The organism is Chitinophaga niabensis, assembly GCF_039545795.1.
GTDB lineage: Bacteria > Bacteroidota > Bacteroidia > Chitinophagales > Chitinophagaceae > Chitinophaga > Chitinophaga niabensis_B.
This window is the reverse complement of record NZ_CP154260.1, coordinates 1,798,707-1,822,077: the sequence shown is the minus strand read 5'-3', so window position 1 is coordinate 1,822,077 and position 23,371 is coordinate 1,798,707. Positions and strand designations below refer to the sequence as shown.

The 23,371-nt window shown below is 47.3% G+C and carries 18 protein-coding genes; 5 read left to right on the top strand and 13 right to left on the bottom strand.

What is annotated here, in order from left to right; all coding sequences use genetic code 11:
- Position 1: 1 nt before the first annotated feature.
- Genes AAHN97_RS07340 through AAHN97_RS07325 form a run of 4 tightly spaced genes read right to left on the bottom strand, consistent with a single transcriptional unit; the run spans position 2 to position 3,048 of the window.
- Entirely contained in the window at positions 2-310 is a 309-nt protein-coding gene (locus AAHN97_RS07340; RefSeq protein ID WP_343306914.1) for a GNAT family N-acetyltransferase, read from the bottom strand.
- A gap of 9 nt (positions 311-319) precedes the next feature.
- Positions 320-778 (bottom strand): SRPBCC domain-containing protein, encoded by a 459-nt coding sequence (locus AAHN97_RS07335; protein WP_343306913.1) that lies wholly within the window; start codon positions 776-778, stop codon positions 320-322.
- A 54-nt stretch (positions 779-832) separates the two neighbouring features.
- On the bottom strand, positions 833-1,735 hold the full coding sequence (locus tag AAHN97_RS07330) for a helix-turn-helix domain-containing protein (protein ID WP_343306912.1): 903 nt from the start codon (positions 1,733-1,735) through the stop codon (positions 833-835).
- Positions 1,736-1,791: 56 nt separating this feature from the next.
- The gene (locus tag AAHN97_RS07325) at positions 1,792-3,048 is read right to left on the bottom strand and encodes a DoxX family protein (protein WP_343306911.1); all 1,257 of its coding nucleotides are present in this window, start codon (positions 3,046-3,048) and stop codon (positions 1,792-1,794) included.
- A gap of 178 nt (positions 3,049-3,226) precedes the next feature.
- Here AAHN97_RS07325 and AAHN97_RS07320 point away from each other — a divergent pair, with 178 nt between their 5' ends.
- Positions 3,227-4,291, top strand: coding sequence for a hypothetical protein (locus AAHN97_RS07320; protein ID WP_343306910.1), 1,065 nt, complete (start codon positions 3,227-3,229; stop codon positions 4,289-4,291).
- 120 nt (positions 4,292-4,411) lie between these two features.
- A complete protein-coding gene (locus AAHN97_RS07315; RefSeq protein ID WP_343306909.1) occupies positions 4,412-6,025 on the top strand; it encodes an OmpA family protein in 1,614 nt (537 codons plus the stop codon).
- Positions 6,026-6,029: 4 nt separating this feature from the next.
- Here the strand turns inward: AAHN97_RS07315 and AAHN97_RS07310 are convergent, their stop codons facing one another.
- Together AAHN97_RS07310 and AAHN97_RS07305 are read right to left on the bottom strand one after the other, a co-directional pair.
- Entirely contained in the window at positions 6,030-7,628 is a 1,599-nt protein-coding gene (locus tag AAHN97_RS07310; RefSeq protein WP_343306908.1) for a FecR family protein, read from the bottom strand.
- Positions 7,629-7,805: 177 nt separating this feature from the next.
- Positions 7,806-8,636: an AraC family transcriptional regulator gene (locus AAHN97_RS07305; RefSeq protein WP_343306907.1), complete on the bottom strand. Its 831-nt coding sequence runs from the start codon at positions 8,634-8,636 to the stop codon at positions 7,806-7,808.
- A 333-nt stretch (positions 8,637-8,969) separates the two neighbouring features.
- On the opposite strand from AAHN97_RS07305, the gene AAHN97_RS07300 reads away from it, so the two are divergent.
- The gene (locus AAHN97_RS07300) at positions 8,970-9,845 is read left to right on the top strand and encodes an SIR2 family protein (protein WP_343306906.1); all 876 of its coding nucleotides are present in this window, start codon (positions 8,970-8,972) and stop codon (positions 9,843-9,845) included.
- Positions 9,846-9,849: 4 nt separating this feature from the next.
- Here the strand turns inward: AAHN97_RS07300 and AAHN97_RS07295 are convergent, their stop codons facing one another.
- From AAHN97_RS07295 to AAHN97_RS07275, 5 genes are all read right to left on the bottom strand, one after another.
- A complete protein-coding gene (locus tag AAHN97_RS07295) occupies positions 9,850-10,620 on the bottom strand; it encodes a hypothetical protein (protein WP_343306905.1) in 771 nt (256 codons plus the stop codon).
- A gap of 157 nt (positions 10,621-10,777) precedes the next feature.
- Positions 10,778-12,652 (bottom strand): RagB/SusD family nutrient uptake outer membrane protein, encoded by a 1,875-nt coding sequence (locus tag AAHN97_RS07290; protein ID WP_343306904.1) that lies wholly within the window; start codon positions 12,650-12,652, stop codon positions 10,778-10,780.
- 24 nt (positions 12,653-12,676) lie between these two features.
- On the bottom strand, positions 12,677-16,024 hold the full coding sequence (locus tag AAHN97_RS07285) for a SusC/RagA family TonB-linked outer membrane protein (RefSeq protein WP_343306903.1): 3,348 nt from the start codon (positions 16,022-16,024) through the stop codon (positions 12,677-12,679).
- Between the two features lie 139 nt (positions 16,025-16,163).
- A complete protein-coding gene (locus AAHN97_RS07280) occupies positions 16,164-17,132 on the bottom strand; it encodes a FecR family protein (protein ID WP_343306902.1) in 969 nt (322 codons plus the stop codon).
- 78 nt (positions 17,133-17,210) lie between these two features.
- Positions 17,211-17,804, bottom strand: a complete 594-nt coding sequence (locus tag AAHN97_RS07275; RefSeq protein ID WP_343306901.1) for an RNA polymerase sigma factor — start codon at positions 17,802-17,804, stop codon at positions 17,211-17,213.
- A 248-nt stretch (positions 17,805-18,052) separates the two neighbouring features.
- Between AAHN97_RS07275 and AAHN97_RS07270 the strand changes: the two genes are divergently transcribed.
- Together AAHN97_RS07270 and AAHN97_RS07265 are read left to right on the top strand one after the other, a co-directional pair.
- Entirely contained in the window at positions 18,053-18,577 is a 525-nt protein-coding gene (locus AAHN97_RS07270; RefSeq protein WP_343306900.1) for a hypothetical protein, read from the top strand.
- A gap of 74 nt (positions 18,578-18,651) precedes the next feature.
- On the top strand, positions 18,652-20,940 hold the full coding sequence (locus tag AAHN97_RS07265; protein ID WP_343306899.1) for an ABC transporter permease: 2,289 nt from the start codon (positions 18,652-18,654) through the stop codon (positions 20,938-20,940).
- Between the two features lie 83 nt (positions 20,941-21,023).
- Here AAHN97_RS07265 and AAHN97_RS07260 read toward each other — a convergent pair whose 3' ends face one another.
- Both AAHN97_RS07260 and AAHN97_RS07255 read right to left on the bottom strand, forming a co-directional pair.
- A complete protein-coding gene (locus AAHN97_RS07260; RefSeq protein WP_343306898.1) occupies positions 21,024-21,950 on the bottom strand; it encodes a glycerophosphodiester phosphodiesterase family protein in 927 nt (308 codons plus the stop codon).
- Between the two features lie 9 nt (positions 21,951-21,959).
- Positions 21,960-23,360: a RagB/SusD family nutrient uptake outer membrane protein gene (locus AAHN97_RS07255; RefSeq protein ID WP_343306897.1), complete on the bottom strand. Its 1,401-nt coding sequence runs from the start codon at positions 23,358-23,360 to the stop codon at positions 21,960-21,962.
- Between the last annotated feature and the right edge of the window lie 11 nt (positions 23,361-23,371).

Sequence of the window (23,371 nt, the reverse complement as noted above, 5' to 3'; positions counted from 1 at the left end):
CTCAAAGGTTGGTTACGGAAGGATCCACAATACGTTTCCATTCCGGGTGCCTCTTAATATAGGCCACTACCAATGGGCAGAGCGGTACCAGGGAAAGATGATTGGTTTCAATATAGGCCAGTGTTTTTTCAATAATAGCAGTAGCGGCGCCTTTCCCTTCCAGTTCCGGAGGTACTTCTGTATGGAGTAATGTAATGCGCTCAGGCGTCTGGCGGTAAACAATGATCGCCTTATAGCCGTCCACTTCCATTTCAAAGCGGTGCGCTCCCGTATTATTTACCAGCGGCAGGGCAATGTATTCATCTTTCATATTGAAAATTTAGTTACTTTCCACGAGTTTTTTGATCTCCACGAGGATAGGGTCCCAACCTATTCCATCGTTATAGGCTTCTTTGTACCTGCGTTCTCCGTCTTCCACTTTGGCATAATCTCCCTGGGTAACGGTGAAGGTGGTCTGCCCCTTATTTTCTTCCAGGCTGTAGGTAACAGTGATGCAACGCTCCGGCGTGTCTGTGATAGCAGGGTTATTGGGATCGATGGCAGTATAGGCCAGGTATTTACCCGGTTGAATATCCACGATCACCCCGGTTACCGCTACCAGGTCTATACCATCAAAATTGCCCTTCCATTCCAGGGTACTCCCCTTCTTCCAGTCTGATACCGTTTCACAACCGAACATGTATTGTTTGGTTTTAGCAGGGTTCACAAGAGCATCCCATACTTTGGCGGCAGGTGCATCAATAATGATGTCGTTAATTACAACTAATGAAGTGCTCATAATGTTTTTATTTTGACACAAAAATACCCTGCCCCGAAAAAAGGGGATTGCATATTACGGATTATTTCTAACGGAATTGGGTGTAATACCGAATTTGGTCTTAAAAGCATTATTGAAATGCTGCGGGGTGGCATAACCCAACTCATAGGAGATCTCCGCGGCGGTTTTGGAAGTATCCCGCAAGTATTGATGCGCCAGGTGAAGCCTTTGCTCCGTAAGATAGCCAAATACAGTATTGGAAAAGGTTTCTTTAAAACCCCGTTTTAGTTTGTATTCATTCAGGCCCACGGTTCGGGCAATTTCAGAGAGATTGGGCGGGTCTGCTACGCGTTCATTGATCAGGTCCCTCACGGCAATGATCTTTTCTTTATCCGTTTTGCTCTTTACAAAAAGCTCCTTTTTTTCCATGGCCACGTTATACGCTTCCGCACAGAGTACCAGCAGCTCTATACTTTTGGAAAGGAGGAAGAGCTTTTTAAGGTCTCCCCCGTATTTGCAATGAATGATCTGCTGGAGCACCTGCTGGATAGGGGCATCAATGGCACCCCAGTGTTCTGAGAGCATTACACTCTTTTCTGCCAGGATATCTTCTGCAAAACGTTTCAGGCAGTCGTTGGCATTCTGGGTGAACTTCACAAAGAGTTCCCGCGGGAACTGGATACCGAATACTTCTACTTCCAGCGTTCTGTTCCAGACCTCAATATCAAATCCTTTGGAGTACATGATATTGTGGTGCCCGCCGATGAGGTCGTAGGTTTGATCCAGTTGTTTATAGCTGAAACTGTAATTCCCCTTCATACCAAAATGGAAGCGCACCATATCCGTTTCGCTGCTGCCTTTGTGAGAGGTGAGCTTATTATACCGGGTGATGGAATGCCCTACAAGGATATCATCACAATGCCAGATCATACGGGTCATTGTGCCATATTCGGTGGTGGTGATTTCCGGTTGTTCCATGATGCGGCAAAGATCGGGAATATTATAAGGCCCGGAAAATTCCCGGGCCTTTTCTTTTAGCGATTGAAGGGATATTCATTCACCCACCTGAATCCCCGGTTCACGAGGCGGAAATTCCGGTGATCATATTTTTTAAAGCGGTAATAGAGCGAATCGTTGGATAAAGTGAGGTACACGGAATCTGCTTTATAATTCAGTACCGTTTTATGCAGGGTATCTGTGTTACTAAATACCGTAACTGTTTTCAAGGTAGTGTCCAGCACAAAGTTATACGGCTTGATCGTATCATTCATCAGTTTTACCGTGGCCCTCTTTTCAAACTGGATGATCAGCTGCCGCCAGCGGGTAGTATCTGTTGTGAGTGGCGGAATGGTATCATTGTTACGAACAAGTAATTCTGTATTGTAAATACCATATAAAGGTGGTTTAGGACGTTTGTCGCCATAAGCCGCCTGCCCTCTTATGCCATTTTCAACCTGGCTGATGAGGATGTATGCAATGAACAGGACTTTTATCACAATGGCTGTAATGCGCATCCAGCGTTTAGGCAGGAAGGAATAATAAACCCGTGGCTCTGCGGGTTTGTTCAGGAGAAAAACGTTCAGTAAACGCTGCACATCCGGCGCCATCAGGAATAGGGACATCAGCAGCAACATAGAAGAGAATAGTTTCACCGGTACATCGAAGCAAAAATTGATGGCTACAATGTTCACGGCAACGAAGGCGCATAATATAGCCCCCAGCAGTGTTGTTCTGCGGAAGAGGAGGAATGCACCTGCAACCACTTCAGACCAGCCGGTGAATGCGCTGAAAGCACTCGAATAACCTACATAGGACCATGCCAGGCCCATAGGCGATTTATCCCCGAAAGGCTGCACCAGTTGTGAGAGATAAGGGAAAGGCATTTGCAGATGGAACACTTTGGCAAAGCCGTAAGAGAACATCATACCCGCGAGGTAATAACGGATCAGTACTCTCAGCCAGTGATAGGCCATATGATAACTCTTCCGCCGCCTGTCCAGCAAAGACCAGATAATGGCGATCAGCAGGGCCAGCGTTACGTAACTGAGCAGTAATACATAATCATAAGTGGTATCACCACTGCCATTGGTAAAAATGGTGATGGGCGGAAGATGCAGGAAATGCGTGCCGATCCATGGAATCACCTTATGCCATAACAGTGAATATCCGTAAGACAGGTACGGTACCTCCGTGAGCGGAAAGGGAAAAGTATATAAGATGAAAAAGGCGAAGAAGAACCGGAAAGAAATTTTTTGTACAGGGCTCCAGGGATGCGTTGGGTATACAGGCATTTGATTAAATTTAGTGAATGGGTAGTTCCGCTTATGAATATACTTTAAAAAAATAATCCATGAAAAAATTAATGGCAGACAGCAAACATGAATATCAATGACTTAGTGTTTTTTTTCAGGATGGAGGTAACAATTGTTCCCGGTTGGTTATCTACTCCTGAAAACAAAAACACACTATATGAAAAAGCTGATCCTTTCCATCGCCGTTATTTCCGCTGTAGGTATCACCTCCTGCCGGAAAGACAAACAGGTAACGAATGATTTTTCTGACCTGGGCACTATGGCTGCTTTCTTTGAAGCTTATGCTCCTAAAGCAGAATCCTTCACCCTCGATGCCGGTGTTGGCGGAACCATCACCACCAGCAAAGGCACAAAGATCAAGTTTCCCGCTAACGTATTTCTCGATGCCAATAACAATGTAGTGAGCGGGAACATTAAAGTGCATGTTAAAGACATTCTGAAACCCAGCGACATGATCCTGGGAGATAAACCAACCATGGATGCCAAAGGCGGTTTCCTGCGCTCCTTCGGAGAGCTGATCGTGAAAGCTGATAAGAACGGTGCTGAACTGGGCATTAAGAAAGACTCCGCGCAGGTGGTAGTACCATTGGGTATAAGAGAAGCACAGGGCCAGAGCAACAAAATTCCGATCTGGGAGGGAGACACTACCGTTTCTTATACCACTACCGGTTACAATCACGTGAATGCTTCCAGCAGCGTAACTTCCAGTATCAAAATACCTAAAGGCGTTTCCTGGATAGATATGGGTACTACGGCCACCTCCAACCCTACAGGTACCGAATCTACCTTTATGCTGGATGCCCTGGGTCAGTGGCGGAACTGTGATGCACTCCTGAATAATGGCGGTACAAGGGTAACAGTACTGGGTTACTTCACCGTTAACTATAATGAGCAAACCAGCGCCAACTACACCGGCAAAGAACCTACAATGCTCTTCTTCAAGCAAAAGAACCAGAATACGCTCATTAAACTGTACAATGTGATTGTGAATGCACCAGCCGGTAAAGAAGGGTTACTGAGCTATCAGCAATCATTCACCGTGGGTATGGAAGGTACTTTCCTGGCCATCTCTTCCAAAAACGGAAAGTTCTACGCACACATGAAAGATGTGACCATCCCCGCTCCTAACGGTACAGATAATTATGTAGGGATCGATTTTATACCACAGGAAGTATCTGAGGCAGCCTTAATTGGCCTGATCAATCAAATGAATAGCAAATAGTATAACATAGCCCCTTAAATTGAAGAAGCCGTCCCGGTACATCGGGACGGCTTCTTTTATGCTGAGAGGTAACAAACCAGGCCCTCTGTTGATCTTTATATGTGATCAAAAACATGAAAGATGAAACGTTTACTACTTCTACTGTTCTTTATAGCCGGCACGGCTTCTGCACAACATAAATTCACGCAATTTTCCCTCAGGGGCGGCCTTGATCTTGGCCATAAATACAATATGCCCTCTACCGTTAAAATGCCGCTGGCAGGCTTTAATGCAGGCTTCAGCGCGGATAAGTACTGGAGCTTCTGGGGTATTGGTATAGACGTTGACGCTTACGCCAATAAAGCTGCCAGCTACGATTCCACTGGTTTAAACGCTACCGGTTATACATTTTCCGCCACAAAAATGCAACGATACTTTGCGGGCATAGGACCTTCATTTAAACTCCAGACCCAAAAGCTGGTGGTGGAACTGAACCTGCGGGGAGGCATTTCTTATGCAGAGGGGTCCGCCATTAAGGCGGACGCCGTTTTTGCAGGACCGTTGAATATGTCTATGTTCAACCATGCAGGTTATAGTAAAAAGCTATATGGCGCGGCAAAAGCACAGGCCAGGGTTAATTATTATTTCACACCCAAATGGGCAGTACATGCCGGGGCTTACTATCTCTATCATATCAATAGTGAGGAAGCCTATTCCTATTCGGAGATCATTGCATTGCCTAACAATGTGAACTATGTGAAAGACATTACCTCCGTTTCTTCCTATGGCGTTTTTGCGGGCCTGAGTTACCGCATCTTCCCTGTTAAGAAGAAGAATAAGCAAACGCCCCCTCCTGCCGCGGTTCCTTTGAAAGACATACAGGTATATGTAAAAGACGAGCTAACGGGGCAGCCGCTGCCTGATGCCACCGTTGCACTGTTCAATGCAGCGGGCAAAATAGCGGAAGCTGCTACAGATAAAAATGGCAAAGTGCTATTCCCTCAAACAATGCAACAGGATTATACCGTAAAAGCCAGTCTGAACGACATTGCTGCCACCTACGGCACTGTGGACAAAGAGCAATATACTGCCGGTGACATCGTGGTTTCGTTAACACATAATGATCCCCGGTTCACATTGGTAGGTAAAGCGGTGAATAAAACTTCCGGAGCGGCGGAAGGTGATGTGAACGTTACGCTCACCAACGAAACTAAAAGCAGTGTGCGCCAGGCCTCTTCCAAAGCGGGTTCAGGAGAATTCCGTTTTCAGCTGGAGGCCGGCTCTGAGTTCAACGTAGCGGGTAAAAAGAAAAACTACCTCTCCAATATTGAGAAGGTCAGCACCAAAGGCCTGAACAGAAGCCAGGTTTTGTATGTGCAGCTGGAATTAGGCGTGGAAGAAGCGGTGGAAGGTAAAGAGATCAGGCTGGAAAAGATCTATTATGATCTGGACAGGTCAGACCTTCGCCCTGAAGCAAGTTCCGATCTTAAAAAGCTGATCCTCTTTCTGCGGGATAATCCTGCAGTGCGTATTGAATTATCTGCGCATACAGATGCAAGGGGCAGTGATGCACATAACCTGAAGCTTTCGCAGGCAAGGGCGCAAAGTGTGGTAGATTACCTGGTGAGGAATGGTATTAGTAAAGGCAGAATGGTGGCAAAAGGATATGGAGAAATGAAACCAGTGAATACCTGTACGGATTGTACGGAAGCGGAGCATCAGCAGAACAGGAGAACGGAGATAAAAGTGTTGTAAGGCTTTACCAGCTGCCGGGTAAAACGATGAGGCGTTTCTCCTTTGTTTTAAAGTGTACCTGGCCGGATGCTTCAAGCATTTCCAGTAAGCCGGAAAGAGGGACATCCCGTAAGGTGTCTGCAGATAGTAACACATCGGAGAAATCGCCTTCCCATTCCACATCCATGTTATACCAGCGTGCCGCCTGATTGATAACACTGGCAGCGTTGCGGTTAAAGAACCGGAACTTTCCGTTCTTCCAGGCAATCTCCTCTTCCACATTGGCATTCCTTACCTGCACCCTGCGCGTGGGATAATGCACCACCGCCTGTTCCCCGGGCCGGATGATATGCGCTAATCCCAGGGCATTGAGCTTCACGGAGCCGGACACCATGGTGGTGGTTTGCTGCGGTTCGCCGGTGTAAGACAGCACGTTAAAACTGGTGCCTATTGCCTCTACTACTGTTTCTCCTGCTTTTACCCGGAAGGGCCTCAGGGTATCTTCCGCTACTTCAAAAAAGGCTTCGCCGGTAAGTACCACTTCCCGGCTTGGGCCGCTGAATACGGTGGGGAATGTGAGGGAAGATCCGGCATTCAGGGTGATGTGTGAACCATCCGGCAAACTGAGCTGGTAAATGCCGCCACGGGGAGTGGCAATGGTGTTGGAAACAATTTCCTTTACCCCGGATGGCGGTACTTTGTATTCCAGCATAATATCTCCGGATTTGAGCACTTCTATTCCTCCCTGAACGGTAAGAAGGCCATCTCTGCGATTGAGCAGCTCAATGGCGGAACCATCCGAAAGGATCAGCGTGGCTTTGTTGCTGCCGGGTTTGATCAGCTGCCGGTTATGCAGTTCCTCTATTCTTTGCTGCGCTTTGTAACGTGAATACCAGTAGCACGAGATACACAAAATGACTATTGCAACGGCAGCGAAAAGGAATAGTATTTTCTGCCGGGAGGGCATTTTGCCCGGGATCGCCCCGGCGATGCGGCTTTCCAGCTGCCCGAACGTCTGGCGGCTGCGGGGGGATGGTTCAGCTGGTTTATCATTCCAGTTGGAAACGCGGCTTTCTAAATGTTCAAATACCTGGCCGTTGCCGGAAAGCAGCGGTAACGAGGTCTGATTACTGCTCCAGTTGGAGATGCGGCTATGTAGCTCCTCCAGTACCTGGCGGTTGCGGGCCGGAGGAACACCGTATGCGAGAGACAGGTAGGAAAATTCGTGGTCTGGCTGGCTTTTCCGCAGGGAAGTGTTTTCATCTTCATCATCGTCAAAATCATCGTCCTCCTCTTCTTCATCGTAAAAACTATCTTTCGCTACCTGGTGCTGGTGTATAAGTATTGTTTCTCCCTGTTGCCGCTCTTCTGTTTCAGGGTCATCATCTTCAGGATCATCATATGCAGGATCCTCTTCCACCTGTACCGGCACAGGCACATCTTCCATCTCCTCCTGTTCGGCCATCCCTTCTTCTTTCAGCATAAAAGGATTCACAACAAACATCCCTCCCATCAACTGGCGCGGCTCATACAACCGACTCAACCTCGCCAGCTCCATTTGCTCGGAAGCTGTAAGGTTGTTAGCCAGATATTTTTGAACCAGATTGCTATAATGCTGTTCCATTGGAAAGTTGACCTATTAAAGATTGTGTCAATCCCCTAGTCAGTCCAAAATTTCTATGCAATACTTTCACGGTCTAGTTGATGCTTACGGGTTAGGTTATATTAAAAATCCCCCGGTATAGATTTTGATCCTAAATCTAATATTATTGTCAGACAAAATAATAATTTATATGTGATATTAATCCAATTGGAACGACTTCTGATATTCCAGCGGGCTTTTTCCCGTTACCTGCTTAAAACACTTATGGAAATTGGAGAAATTATTAAAGCCACTTTCAAAACATATCCGCTTGTTATTCAGGCGGCTTTCCATCAATAACTTGCAGGCATGCCCTACTCTAAGCTCCATCAGGAAGCGGGAAAATGTTTTTTTCGTTTTCGACTTAAAGAAGCGGCAAAAAGAGTTGGGACTGATACAGGCCACCGCCGCTATCTCCTCCAGGTCTATCTTCCTGGTGAAATGCATCTGGGAATAACGGTATACGTTATTGATCCGGTCCATTTCATCCTTATCCGGGGAGATCATACTGTCTGAAAGAAATTCCAGGTCCTCAGCGCGGGAGATCACATGTAAAAGATTGAGCAGCAATATGAGTTTTTCTGTAGCTCCGGCGCTCAGCATGCGGCTGAGCATATCTGCGGCCTGTTTGCCGGTATCCCCTTTTATCACAATTCCCTTTCTGGCTTTTTGGAGCAGGGAACGGATATGTGCATTTTCATGGAGGCGCAGGAAAGTTTCGCCCCAGAAATCTTCCCTGAAATGCAGCAGCGTAGCCCTGGTCGCGTCTTCTTCACTGCGTTTCCAGTAATGAGGTACATCTGCGCCGATCATGAGCACATCGCCGGGCTGGAAGCCGGATACATGTTTGCCGATAAAATGCAGACCTTTCCCTTCTTCGACATGAACGATCTCCACCTCCGCATGGGTGTGGAACTGTGTATAGTAGTAAGGTATTACATCCTGCCGGATGCTGAATGAGTGCATCTCTCCCAACGACATTCCTTTCATAAATACAGGTTGGAACTATTAATTGAATATGTGAGGGGGGGGAGATTGTAAATGTAGGGAAAACATTTAGAATTACAAATGCGGGAAAGAAAAACCCGCAGGCAAGACTACCTGCGGGGATACATTGTTTACAAAGAAAAATACTTGATACAATATGTTGGATACCGGGTTCCGGCCTTAGCTGTTATATTGAAACTATCTTGATATAAAGACGCCTTAGCATGTATAAAGTTGCCTCTGTGAAGCACATTCAATTTCGCCTGCAATAAAAAACTATTCCGGATGCCATAGAATGCTCATATTGGCAATCTGTTCCATTATATTAGCATTTATATGCCGCTCAGGGAGATCATATCAGCAAACCGGGAAAACATTGCCTTTATTGTGGGCAATGGTATTAATCGTTACCCAGGAAATCCAAAGGCCATTTCCTGGGACCACCTGTTATTACAGCTATGGAAGAAGTTCTCCCCTGAAAACTTTGAGCAGATACCCCAGGGACTTAGCATGACGGAGTTTTACGACCTGCTGGACATACAGGGATCAACGGCCAATTACGCTATTCAGAAAGAAGCGGCCAGGTTGCTGGGAGACTGGTCTTTCCAACCACATCATAAAAGCTTTATCACCAAAGCCCGGGAAATGGGCAGCCCGGTACTGACCACTAATTTCGACCTGGTCTTGCCCAGGTCGCTGGACCTGCAGCAATACTTCACGGATAAAAAAGGTTTCTCCGATTTCTACCCCTGGAGCACTTATTATGGGGATCAGCAATTGAAAAGCCCCACGGCCGGCTTTGGCATCTGGTATATCAATGGTTTTGTACGGTATCCCCGCAGCATCCGGCTGGGCCTCTCCCATTATATGGGTTGCGTGGAACGTGCCCGCAGCCTTATGAGCCGGGGGCTATATGCACATAAACACTGGAAAGGAAAACAAACCTGGCTGGAGATCCTGTTAAACAAGCCCCTTTGCATCTTTGGTCTTTCCATGGAAGAAAATGAAGTATTTATCCGCTGGCTGCTGATAGAAAGAGCGAAGTACTTTAAAAAATTCCCCGACAGGAAAAAGGAAGGATGGTATGTGATGCCGCGTACAGAAACGCCAAATGCCCGCAGTGCGGGCAAGGCGTTGTTCCTGAAAAGTACAGGATTAAAAGTGATTGAGGTTAACAGTTACGATGAGATCTACAGGGATCCCTGGGGTTAAGGCATTACCTGTATTCGAATGTTGACGTTACATCGTTATCTGTCTCGTCAGCGAATTTCGTTACTGATTTTGTGGGGAATCCATCTGCACCATAAGTGTAAGTGACCGTACTGGAAAAGTCAGGCCCGCCTCCAACGTATTTAAAGTCCATCGTCAGCATTTCATTGGGGGAGAATAATTCAAATGCAATACTGGGAACCAGGGCATACTTCATCAGGAAACCGCTGTAAGGCGATTTCTTATTGCCATAGGTGAGTGTAACGTTCACTTCTCCCGCATCTCCTTCTGAAGTTAGTTTGGTGAAATTCGCACCGGTGTAGAACAGCTTGTAAGTAGTTTCCATCTCTCCCTCCTCTGTATGGGTAATGGAATGGATCTGGGTAACTTTTCCGTTAGCGAGGGTGTACTGGTAGTTTTCTGTTGCGTACAGCGCGCCTTCTGCATACATCTTATGGATACCGGCCTGGGGCTCACCTGCGGCGTTGTAGGTGAATTCATATACATCATTGTCCTTATCCTGCCGGAGGCTGATCTTTGAGATAAAGCCTTTGTCGTTGTACGTGAATTCCCTTGTTTCTAAACCATCTTCCCTGTTAGATGATATGATGCGGTTCTGCGCATCGTAGGTGACGTTGTACACAGTGGTAACGCCCGCTTCTACGGATACTACTTTTTTGAGGAACTTTTTACTGTTATCCGGGGCTGGGTTGTCCTTATCCTTGCAGGCGGACAAAAATGTGATGAGGGTAACAAAAAGAAATACTGATTTTTTCATTGTACTTGAAATGTTTTCCGCAAAGCTATATGGCGGGGAAGGATCTCAGATGTTACAATATCATCAAATGTTTATTCTGTTGGTTGAAATGGTGATTTTGGGGTTTAAATGAATGATCACGGCAAATGGACATTTACCGTGATCATCATTTTTTAAATTAATTCAACCAAAACGGATTTTGAGCCAGGTTGGGGTTCTTGTCAATCTCTGATTGGGGAACAGGAAACCAGTAGTTCTTTTTACTGAACCTGCGTCTTTGATATACGGTCCGCTTGAAAAAAGCCTGGGGATCATTTTCATCATCGCTGAGTTGCGAGCCGTTATAGTTCATGCCGTAGAAGTTACCATCGAGTGTTGCTTCACCAATTTTCCAGCGACGGATATCATTCCAGCGCAGCCCTTCATTATTCAGTTCTACGCGGCGTTCCCTCCTGATGGCCTCCCGTACTTCCGCCTGTCCGGCAAGTGGAATTTGTCCGGCACCTGTACCATAGCCCGGTAAACCGGCCCTTTCCCTCACACGGTTGAGATAGGTAAATATCTCAGTATTATTGGGGTCTGCTTCGTTGAGCGCTTCTGCGTAATTAAGGTAAGCTTCTCCAAGCCGGTAGAGGATACCAGGGCGGTAGGGGTTTGCACCTGTCCGTGGATCAAAGGCCGGGTGCACTTTCTTTCTCAGCAGGTAACCATTCTGAGGTGCATCGTGCGTAGGGCCACCGTCCCATTCCCGTTGCATAAAGCGGGTGGTGCGGCCTTCCCGGCGGAACCATGCCCGGTTATACAGTACGGATACATAAAACCGTGCTTCGCGGTTGCAGTACATGTTGTAGGTCCCTGCCAGCGTTACCTGTCCTTCCTTACCTGCCTGATCCCCCTGCGCTTCCAGCCATTTTGTGTTGCGTACTTCGGGCAGGGTGGAGAATCCTTTTTCCACATAACCGGAAGAGGGGTCTGTAATAGGGCGTCCGTTATTCATAAAAAAGGCATCCACGAGCGATTGCGTAATACCCATTCCGCCGTTACCTCCCGTACCTCTTGGCTGGGCATGTTTGTCGTATTCCCAGTGGTTCGCGACTGGCCGTGCAAAAAGTATTTCTTTGTTCTGATTTCCTTTTGCGAACATCATGTTCTGATATGACATGAACGGATCGATAGCACCATCCTTGTTAAATTCAATGTACAGTTGATGCCCTGCCGAATGGGCTGCATCAAGGAGTTCCTTGCAGGCATTTTTTGCACGCACCCATTTCTCCGGATCATAGGTACCGTTATATAATTCTTCCTGTTTGTTGTTTTTAAATCCCTTATAATCGGGGTTGCCGTTCACCAGCGGGCTGGCAGCAAATAACAGCATCCTCGCCCTCACCGCCAGGCACATGATGGAAGTGGCGCGCCCGTATTTGCTGGGAATATTATAGGAAGCAGGTAGTTTGCCAGATACCTCTTTCAGTTCTTTATCTATCCAGTCAATCATCCTGTCAAAGGGGATCTGCGCCTGCATCAGTTCTTCTTCCGTTGCGTTTGTAGGTATGATCCCGGCATTGAAGGGAACCACGCCGTACGCTTCCGTCAGCAGCCAGTAATAATAAGCTATCAGGAACCGTGCTTCGTTCTTCAGGAGCTCTACTTCTTCTTCCGTCACTTTTTGCACAGGATTGGCCTTTACCCTGCCGATGAAAATATAGGCAGAGCGGATGCGCTGCTGCAGGACCGTCCAGTAATTCGGATCCCAGGAGGTGGTAGGGTTCCAGTTCCCGGTTTGCCTGCCTATTACGGTCCAGCCGAATTGTTCCCAACCTGTTGAAGGCGCCATATCGTCCGACAGGGGATCGTATGCAATACTTCTTGCAAAGCCCCAGTAAGGATCGGGAACGCTGGCATAAATACCGGCCAGCCAATCTTCCGTTCTCGTTTTATCATTGAATATCATGTCGAGCGTCAGCAGGTCTTCCGGTGATTTGTCCAGGAACTTTTCGCAGGAATTGAATAACAGCAGCAAGGGCAGCAGGAATATGTAGATCAGTTTTTTCATAATTTGACGTGTGTTTAGTGGAACTTAGAAATTTGCATTCAATCCAACGGACAACGATTTCATGATCGGGTACCTGAAACCATTAGATGAACCCAGTTCCGGGTCCCACAGGTCGAAGGAGGAAAGAACGAAAAGATTGTTGCCCCTGATAAAAAGGCGTGCATTATCCATTTTTACTTTGCCAAAGTGATAGGTGCGGAAATTATACCCCAGTTCAAGGTTCCTGAGCCGGATCATGCTCATGTCTCTCAGCCACCATGTGGAAGCCTGTGTGTTGTTAGCATGCACGGAGTTGGAAAGCCGCGGCCAGAAAACATCCTGCCTTGGGTTTTCCTTTGTCCAGCGGTCCTCTACGTTTGCATAAATATTTCCCAGGGCTCCGCTGCCGGAACCCGGAATAAAGTAGGTAGTGCCTTCACCGATCACGCGTTGTGTTTTAGCATTGCCCTGGAAAAAAAGTCCAATATCAAACTGCCTGTACCGCGCATTCAATCCGAATCCATATACGATCTGGGGATCTACGGTGCCGCCAATTGCAGTGCGGTCAAAATCGTTGATGAAGCCATCACCGTTGAGATCCTTGTATTTGATGTCTCCGGGGCGCACAAGGCCGTAAGTGTGTGCGGGGATGGACTTGTTCAGCACACCGTTATCCACATCCTCGAAATCCGCTTCGGAAAACAGCCCCTCTGCTACCAGGCCAAATATTTGCCCTACAGGTTTGCCTGTAGATGAACGATTGGTACCAATTACGGTAGCCGGCTCATCCTGTTCCAGTATTTTGTTGACAGCATAGGTAAGGTTACCTCTTACTGACAGGAAAAAGTTGGAATTGAACTGTCTTTTAATGTCAAGAGACATATCCAATCCCCTGTTGTTCACTTTCCCGAAGTTTGCCCAGGGGGTTTGGATAAAACCTGCAGAACCAGGGATCGTTTTGCGCTGCATGAATATGTCGCGGCGTAACTCATCAAACAGGTCAACCCGCAGCTCTATGCTGTTGAACAAGCCCAGTTCTATACCTACATTGGTTTTGGTTACCGTTTCCCAGGTTAGGTTTTCAACGCCGTAATCTCCTTCTCTTCTGCCAGCCCGGCCGTAATCCGCGTCAATCCCCCAGCTATAACCATCCGTATCGCCGATGGTGGTGATATAAGCAAAGCGGCGGCCATCTATCCTGTCGTTTCCTACCAGGCCATAGGAACCTCTCACTTTTAACTTCGAGATCGTGTTATTGAAACGTTTCATAAATGGCTCCTCGCTGATGAGCCAGCCAATGGCTACAGAGGGAAAGAAACCAAAGCGGCGGCCTCTGGCGAAGTTTTCTGAGCCGTTATACCCAAAGTTGAACTCTGCGATATACCGGTGATCGAAGGCATAAGAGAAACGCCCTGCAATGCCCTGATTCCTGAAAGGAAGCCGGTCTCCATTATCATAGTTCCGCTGATTGTAAAGGAATAACGCGTCTGTATAGTGACGGCCGAAGTTACGGCTATAGTTCAGGGACGCTTCCAGGTACACACTTTTATCTCCCCATTCAGACCCGGTGGAATAGCCCAGGAATTGTTCGCCGTATTTGTAGATGACAAGATCCAGCGAACCATCAGGCAGCCTGGCTGTGGCGGGATTGTAGTAGTCCGGCGTTTTGCTGCGTCTTACACTGTTACCTGAATAACGGTCGAATGAAAATTTGACATTCGCTTTTAGTCCTTCTGTAAGCGCATCCAGGTTTTGCTCGATAGCGAACAGGGATTCCAGTTTGCTGGTGCTGGACCGGTCGTAGCCGGTTTGGGTGGCAAGGGCCCAGGGGTTTGAGCGTTCCGGCGTAACAGGAATTTCTCCGGAAGAGTAGCGGGCAGGATGCACGTACGGCGGTATTTCAAATGCCCTGCTGAACAGGTCATCGATGGACTGGGGCGCCCTGTTCCCATCCTGCAGATACCCCCCCAGGTTAACCCGCATCAGGGTTGAAGGCGTGAGTTTCAGATCGATGTTGGTGCGCATATTATACCGCTTCAATTTGAGCGATGAGTTCCAGCTTTGCGTTTCATCTCTGCTCATAATGCCGTTCTCCCCATAATAGGAACCCACAAAGGCATAACGCAGAAAATCACTGCCGCCGGATACAGTCAGGTTTACCCTGGTGTTAGATGCATGGTTGTTGGTGATGGCATCCAGCCAGTTAACATCGGGGTATAGGTCCGGATCCACCTTGTTGCGGATATTGTCTATCTGCTCCTGCGTGTAAGGTATCTGTCCGCCAGATTCCCTGGCAATGCCGTTCAATACTTCCAGGTAATCCGCGGCGCCCAGGAAATCCGGTATCTTCACCGGTTGTGTGAATCCCTGCTCCATGCGTATATTCATGGCAGGCTTTCCAATATGCCCTCTTTTGGTATTGATGATGATAACGCCATTTGCGCCACGTACGCCATATACAGCACTGGCAGCAGCATCTTTCAGGATGGAGAAAGATTCAATTTCTGCAGGGTCTATATTGTTCAGCGACCGCTCCACTCCGTCAACCAATACCAGTGGACTACGGCTTCCCGCAAACGTGGAAATCCCCCGGATCCAGAAACTCGCATTGTCATAACCCGGCTCACCGCTGCGTTGCGTTGCAATAATGCCGGAAAGCTGCCCGGCCAGATTGCTGCTGAGCGAGCGGCTGGTGCTCATCTGCAGTTCCTCAGGCTGGATAGTAGTGATAGCGCCTACAACGGAATACTTTTTTTGCGTTCCAAACCCCACCACTACGGCTTCATCCAGCTGTTTCGCCGCATCCTGAAGTGTAATGTTGATGATACTTCTGCCCTCAACAGGTATTACGCTCTCCGCATACCTCATCATTTTAAATAACAGTGTGCCCCCGGCATCCGCCATGATCTCATATGCGCCGGTTGCGTTTGTAACCTGGGCGTTTTCTGTGCCCATTTCCTGTACCAGCACACCCGGCAGCAGCGTTCCCCGGCTATCCTTCACGATACCTTTGATCCTGATCTTCTCAGCACCTGGCGCCGAAGCCGATGCCCTGGTGAGGAGCACATTTTTACCATTTACCTGGCTGGTCAGCCGCAGGCTGTCCAGCACACTTTTTACCGTGGCATTCCTGAATGACTGGTGAATTTTTATGTTGTTGCCGTTTATTTGCTTAGGATCATATACAAACTGGAAAGCCGATTTTTGCTGGATCTCATCCAGTACTTCGACCACTGTTCGCCCACCTCCTTTAAGGGAAATACGTACTTCATCAATCTGTTGCGCATGGCAGGGTAGCGCCATAGCACCCGACAACAGGAAGACGGCAAAAAACACCATCACCGGTACAAATATGCGCCGGTGTAAAATTTTTCTCTTTTGGTTGCATCTCATAACTGACGTGGAGTTTTTATTTGAATTTAGTATTGATACATTTTTTGCAGAGCAATGGCCGGACTTATGTTTGCAGGCAAAGCAAAGCCCTCAGCAATGCCTGCGCATGCTGTCATTTTTTTTTCGCTTATTTTTTTTGTTAAAGTTGCTTTCTGCTGATTACGATCTGGTTGTTTTTGTATGTATATTCCAAACTATGAAGCGCACATACCATTTTCAAAATGTTATCAATTCCCAATTCCTTTTCAAAGTTGCCGGTAAACTGTAGCTCTCCATTCACACCCGGTTTCAGCGCTATTTCCTTATTATAAACCCTGGATAACGTTTCTACCACTTCATTCAGGGTATTACCCCGGAAAGCCACTGTACCTTTCAGCCAGGCGTCTGCATTCTCTTCGTTTGTCCGTGAAAAAAGCCGGCTGTCTTTATTGTATATAAGTTGCTGACCGGCACTGAACAAACCCAGTTGCTGATCAGCCTTGCTTATCGCCACCTTTCCCGTTAAAACAGCCACTTTCGTTTCTATGTTGCTGCTATAGGCATTGATGTTAAAGGAAGTTCCCAGCACCTTCACCAATACGCTGTCTTCCGACAAGACGCTGAACGGCAGCTTTTCGGACTTCGAAACAGAGAAAAAAGCTTCGCCTTTCAGGAAAACGCTCCTTTCCTCCGACAGAAATGATTCCGGCACCTTTAGTGCACTGCTGGCATTCAATGTAACCTCAGACCCGTCTGGCAACCGGATATGGCGCGTTTCGCCTTTGCCGGTACTATAAACCGTCATAGAAAGCCGGCTGCCTTTGAAAGAGCGGTAAACGCCAATAGTGGAGAAAACTAAGATCAAAACTGCAGCCGCGATGCCCAGCCTGCGCCAGCGGTTGCGGATTGGGATCACTCTTGGCATTTCAGTATCAGACAGTTGCATCTCCAGCGTTTTCAGGGAAGGCAGATCCATGCGATCTATGATATCTCCAACCTCATCAAACAATTCTTCCGCATCTGCTTCATCAGCAGCCTCATACCACTGGACCAACAGATCTCTTTCTTCCTTTGTGGAATTACCCTTTTTTATTTTTTCGAGAATGGCATATAGCCTTGATCTATTCATCTGGATCTATTCATTTGGCAGCGATATAATAACTAATACGTTCTACTGTGAGCTATCCCCCCTCTGTTTGCATTTTTTTTATTGAGACAGGGTGCTGAAGAACAAAAGGCAAACCGGCAACTGGTATCCGGCCTTTTCGGTAAGATAGGTTCTGAGATATTGCAGCGCTCTTGCCATATGTCTTTCAACGGCTTTGGGGGTAATATTCAACGCAGCTGCTATTTCTGCATAGGTAAGGTGTTCATAACGGCTCATCCTGAAAATCACTTGTTTGTCAGGGGGGAGTTTTTTTACGGCTTCTTCCAGCAGGTTCCGCAGTTCGCTGTCTAATACCCGATCCATCGTTTTGTTTTCCACCTGGTCTGCTGCCTGCAAATTTTTTTCGTGTTTATTTCTTACGGCAATTTTCCGGAAATAGTCCTGGAGAAGATTTTTCGCGATGCGGCGGGTATAGCTTTTAAGCGAATTTTCCGGGTTTAGGGATGCGCGGGATTCCCAAACTCTTGCAAAAGTTTCCTGGGACAGGTCTTGCGCTACTTCCCTGGATTTGGAAAAGAAAAGAAGCAAAACAAAGATGCGGTCGAAATACGCAACGTAAAAATTATCAAATGCCTTCCTGTCTCCATTTTTAATGGAAATCAGGTCACTATTATAGAGCTGGGACTTGTTCATGTGTTACATGGTACGGGTGCTGGCGGCTGACACTTCCTGTTATTCGTGCTGTCAGGCAGCGTAAACATACAAAAATATCTACATAATCTGCTATCAGGAAAGTGCGCTTTTACTATGCTTTTGATACGGGATTGATACGGGTTTGATACGGGATTACTACGGGATTACTACGGGATTGCTACGGGATTGCTATGCTTTTTTGGGAAATCCCAATAAACCGGATGTATGCTATCCCTTATTTTTGCCATATGGCAAAGCAAACCGGCCCGATAAAGATCAGAGGTACCATTGATAACATTTGTTTTTATAAAACGAAGGATGGTTACTATGCCCGTTTGAAAAGCTCCTTAACCGGCAAACGCGTAAAGAAAGATCCCCGGTTCAAAAGAACCATGGCGTATGCCGGTATGCTGGTGATCGCATCCAGACTGGCTTCCCGTTGCTACCGCAGCCTGCCGGAAGAAAACAGGGTGCATGAAATGTACCGGGCTTTGACAGGCATGGCTATGCAGATGTTGAAAGTGGGAATGGAGGCGGAAGAGATTGCCGTGCACCTCGAAGGTGTGTATAAAAAAGAAGAAGAAAAGATCCCGCTTTCCAAACCGGGGATGTATGTGGACCAGCACGGAAAACTGATCTTTACAGATAACAAACCCTTCTATTTATCCTGTTCAAAAGCGAACACCGTACGGGTTAAAACCGGACAACCGAAGCATCAATACCCATTGATAATCAACGCCATTACCACTGGCATTCCCTTTGTGCCCAACTAGCCATGCTGAAAAACTACCTTATCGTCGCGTGCAGGAATATATGGCGCAACTTAGGTTATGTATCCCTTAATGTCATGGGACTAACGTTAAGCATTGCTTCCTGCCTGGTCATCTTCTTAATTACGAAGAACGAGTTAAGTTACGATGCCTGGCACAGGAAGGCAGACCGTACCTACAGGGTAACCATGAATGCACTTGACTTCAACCCCAGTGTTTCCATGGCCGTTACCCCTGCCCTGCGTACTGATTTTCCGGAGCTGGAAGACGTAAGCCAGGTATGGTACCAGCCTGAAGGTATTGTGAAGATCGGCGATACCCGTTATGTAGAAAAAGGATATTCCTTTGCAGACCCGGCCTTCCTCCGGACATTTGATCATCAATGGCTGGCCGGTGATCCTAAGACTGCTCTCAGTGCTCCGGGCAGCGTTGTACTGACAGAAAGCATTGCCCGGAAATACTTCGGCAAAGAAGATCCTATGGGCCAGGTGATGGAGGTAGATGGTGAAAAAGGATTGAAGGTAACAGGATTGATCAAAGACCTCCCGGGTAATACCCACTTCCCTTTTACATTCCTCATTTCATGTGAAACGATCGCGAAAGACATCGCAGGAGTGAAACACTTCTACCAGATCATGAATGCGAATACCTATATCGTGCTGCCGGAACATTACGATATTGCAAAGCTCAACAGCAGGTTACCTGCTTTTATTGCCAGGAACTGGGGCAACGATATTGCGAAAGAAGCGAAGCTGGTGATGCAGCCGCTGAAAGAGATCCATTTTGATCAGCGTTACCTGAGCGGCATTACGCCTACCACTTCCCGCAATACTTACCGAGCATTGGGCATAGTTGCTTTACTGATCATCGTTACTGCCTGTATCAATTTCGTGAACCTGGCTACGGCACAGGCTATCAAACGCGCCAAAGAAGTAGGTGTGCGTAAAGCTCTCGGTGCTAACCGCCCTCAGCTGATCCGTCAGTTCATGGGAGAAACGAGCTTTTTGGTATTGCTGGCCGTGATCATCGGCTGCCTTGTTGCTTACCTGGTACTGCCCAATGCAGCACAATGGCTGGATGTAAAGATCAGTGCAACACAGTTATTCCAGCCGGGTGTAATTGGATTATTACTGGCCATAACGGCCCTGATCATTCTGTCGGCAGGTTTGTATCCTGCTTTTGTGCAATCTTCATTCCGGCCTGTTGACTCTCTGAAAAACGGCGTTGCAGCCATTTCCGGAAGAGGGCTTACACTACGCAAAGGACTGGTGTTTGTTCAATTCACTATTTCACAGATACTGATAGTGGGTACCCTGGTAGTAGCCGCGCAAATGGATTATTTCAAGAACCGTGACCTGGGTTTTAATAAAGAAGCAGTGATATCATTTGGCATACCGGAAAATACTAAAAAGGATGTATTGCGGGAGCAGTTACAGGCTAATTCCGGTGTGAAAGCCATCAGTTTGTCTTCCGGAGCACCTTCCTATAATAGTAATTATGCACCCTTCACCTGCCCGGAAAGAGGCATTACAAAAGATGATGTAACAGAGATCAAGAGCGTGGATGAACATTTCATGGATATGTTCGATATCAAACTACTTGCAGGAGAAAAGATCCGTAAAAATAATCCCCAGGACACCACGCGTTACATAGTAGTGAACGAAACCCTGATCCATAAGCTGGGCATACATCGCCCGGAAGAAGCGGTTGGTATGTATATCAGGGCCGCAGGGCGCCAATGTACCATACTGGGTGTTGTGCAGGATTTCCAGAGTGAATCCAAACATAAGGACAGAAGGCCCTGCATCCTTCGTTATATGCCACAGGGCTTCTTTACAGCCAGTGTAAAACTGCAACCTGCGGATATGCGCAACACGATCAACCGCATAGAAAGTGAATGGTCTGCCCTTTTCCCGGAAAGTGTTTTCCGGTATGAATTCCTGGATGATCATATTGCCTCCCTCTACAAACAGGAACAAAAGGTATATACGGCTTTTCGTTTATTCTCTTCGCTGGCTATCCTTATCGGTTGCCTCGGCTTATACGGGCTGGTGGCCTTCGCTGCCCTTCAGCGGAGGAAAGAAGTAGGTATCCGTAAAGTGATGGGCGCTTCGCTGGCGAATATCATTGTGCTGTTTGCAAAAGAATTCTTTGTACTGATCATCATTGCTTTTGTTGTAGCTGCCCCCGTTGCCTACTTTATTATGCGCAGCTGGCTGGAAACCTATGCTTACCAGGTGAGCATAGGCGGAGGCATCTTTATAGTGGCGATCGCAGTTTCTTTCATTATTGCAGCGGTTACCATTGCGCATCAGTCGTTGAAAGCAGCGTTTGCCAATCCCCTGAAAAGTTTAAGAGCAGAATAAATAAAAGGAGGCATACCGTACTGTGGAGTGCCCCAAAAAGTGTCTAACTTATTGGGGGCATATCAACCGGTATGCCTCTTTCTTTAATCGTGTAATTTCTTCTTTCTCAGGTAAGCCAGTAATTCCACGGGCCTGTCTGTTTGTATCACGTTGGCACCGTGTTCTATCACCCAGCCCCAGTTGGCATCCGGGTTATGAATAGCCAGTTCATCTGTATGCCCCGCACACAATTCATCCCAGAGGGTATTGATCCAAACGGTGATACCCTGTTGCCGGATAACAGGCAACGCTTTTAACAGCACCGGAGAATCTTCTTTATCATAGATCACTTCAAACGCAACGGGCTTGAAATCCTTCATAAACCCTTTTACATATTCATCCGGGTTTGCTGCGGTTTTGCCGTAGATGTTATAATCCATGGGCCATACCATGGGCATATAGATAATGCTGTCCATAATGGCGCCATGTTTCTTCCGCAGTTCTTCCAGCGTTTCATTGCCTTTGAAGATCCCCTGCCGGAGGGTGCCTGTTTTCTTCAGCACGGCGTAGGTTTCTTCCAGGCATTCCCATGCTTTATCCAGGTTGAGCAATACAGGTTTGCCTTTTACAAACAGCATCGCTTCTTCCAGTGTGGCTATTTTTTCCCGTACCGCAGCACCATGGCCCTGGCGGAGGGAAAGTGTTTTTAGGGAATCCAGTGTCCAGTCCGCCACCTTTCCTTTTCCTGTGGTCGTTCTGTCCAGCGTTTTATCATGGATCAATACCAGCTGGCCGTCTTTGGTTTTGCGTACATCTATTTCCACAATATCAATTCCCATTTTAATACTCCGGTCTATGGCATTGATGGAGTTTTCCGGCGCATTCCGCCAGTCTCCCCGGTGTGCTACAGTGAGTATATAATCCGGGGAGGGATGTTGCAGGCGTTGCAGGATGCGTTCGCTGCTTTGCTGGGCATAACCATTGATGCCTGCTCCTGCGAGGATAAAAAAGCCTAAGATCAGTTTCTTCATATATTTCGTTTAATGATAACCCGGGTTTTGTTTAATGGAAGGATCTGTATTGATCTGCCCGATAGGGATCGGGAATAAAAGATGGTGCTGATCAACCGTAATGGGCACACCACTGTTTTTGAACCAGTCGTTCATGACGGTGAGGGCAGTACCGGTGCGCAGGAGATCGAACCAGCGATGCCCCTCTCCTATCAGCTCCAGTTTCCTTTCCATGTCTATGGCTGCACGCAGACCTGCCTGGCTGGTGGCCGTTGTATTCAGGAGGCCGGCCCTCACTCTTACTTCGTTCAGGTAATCATCTGCCGTTCCCGGATCATTCAATTCGTTCTCCACTTCCGCCATCATGAGCAATACATCTGCATAACGCAATACCACAAAGTCGCTGCCTCCATCTGCGATCACGGTGCTGGGCTTTTTCAGTTTGTTGCAGAAAGGAATACCCGTGGAGGCCAAACCTACATAGGCGGCTTTACGGGTATCTGTGGCGGTGTACATGTTATACAACTGCCTTACCGGGAGGTTATGCCCCTTGGCGCCGCTCACTGTGGCAGAGGGACTGAACTGCTGGTACATACTGCTGCCTTCCGAGTTACCATTAATACCGGAGGAGAACTGCACGGCAAAAATGATTTCTTTGTTGTTCTCATTGCTGAGGGAAAAGATATCGTTAGGGTTTGCCAGCAGACCGTGTTTTTTGGAATCTATTACAGCCTTCAGGTATTTCTTTGCATTCGTGTAATCCTTTAAAGTAAGGTATACTTTGCCTAACAGCGCCTGGGCGGCTGTTTTAACCACTTTGCCTGCCTGTGTGGAGTTAAGAGGTAAGGAATCCACGGCTTCCGTAAGATCCTTTTTGACCTGGTCATATACCGTTTCCTTTGGTGTACGGCCTTGCCCGAAATAAGCATTCACATCTGTGGTTTCTTTTGTTACCAGTGGCACATCTCCATATAATCTTACGAGATTGAAATAAAGCAGTGCGCGGATGAACCTCATTTCTCCTGCGCGTGCCCTTTTCACCGAGTCTACCCGGTAAGTGATATTCCCGATCCTGTTCAGTACAATATTGGCTTTTTGGATACCCTTGTAAGAATCCTTCCAGTTACCGGCAATGATATCGTTGGAAGCGATGGTATTGAACAGGTCCAGTTCCCCGTACATACCACCATCATTTAAAGGCACTTCATCAAAAGTATTATCAGAAGGTATTTCGGCCAATGCAGGCAGATACAGGCCATATAAACCGTTGTACTGCAGGTTGGCATATACGGCGTTCACATATTCTTCCACTTCTGTTTCATTCCGGAGGAATACACTTACATCTTTAGAGGTAACAGGGTCCTGGTCCAGCTCTTTAGTACAGGAAGCCAGTATCGTTAACAGGCCGATGGTTATAGCTATGTTTTTCATCTGTTCTTGAT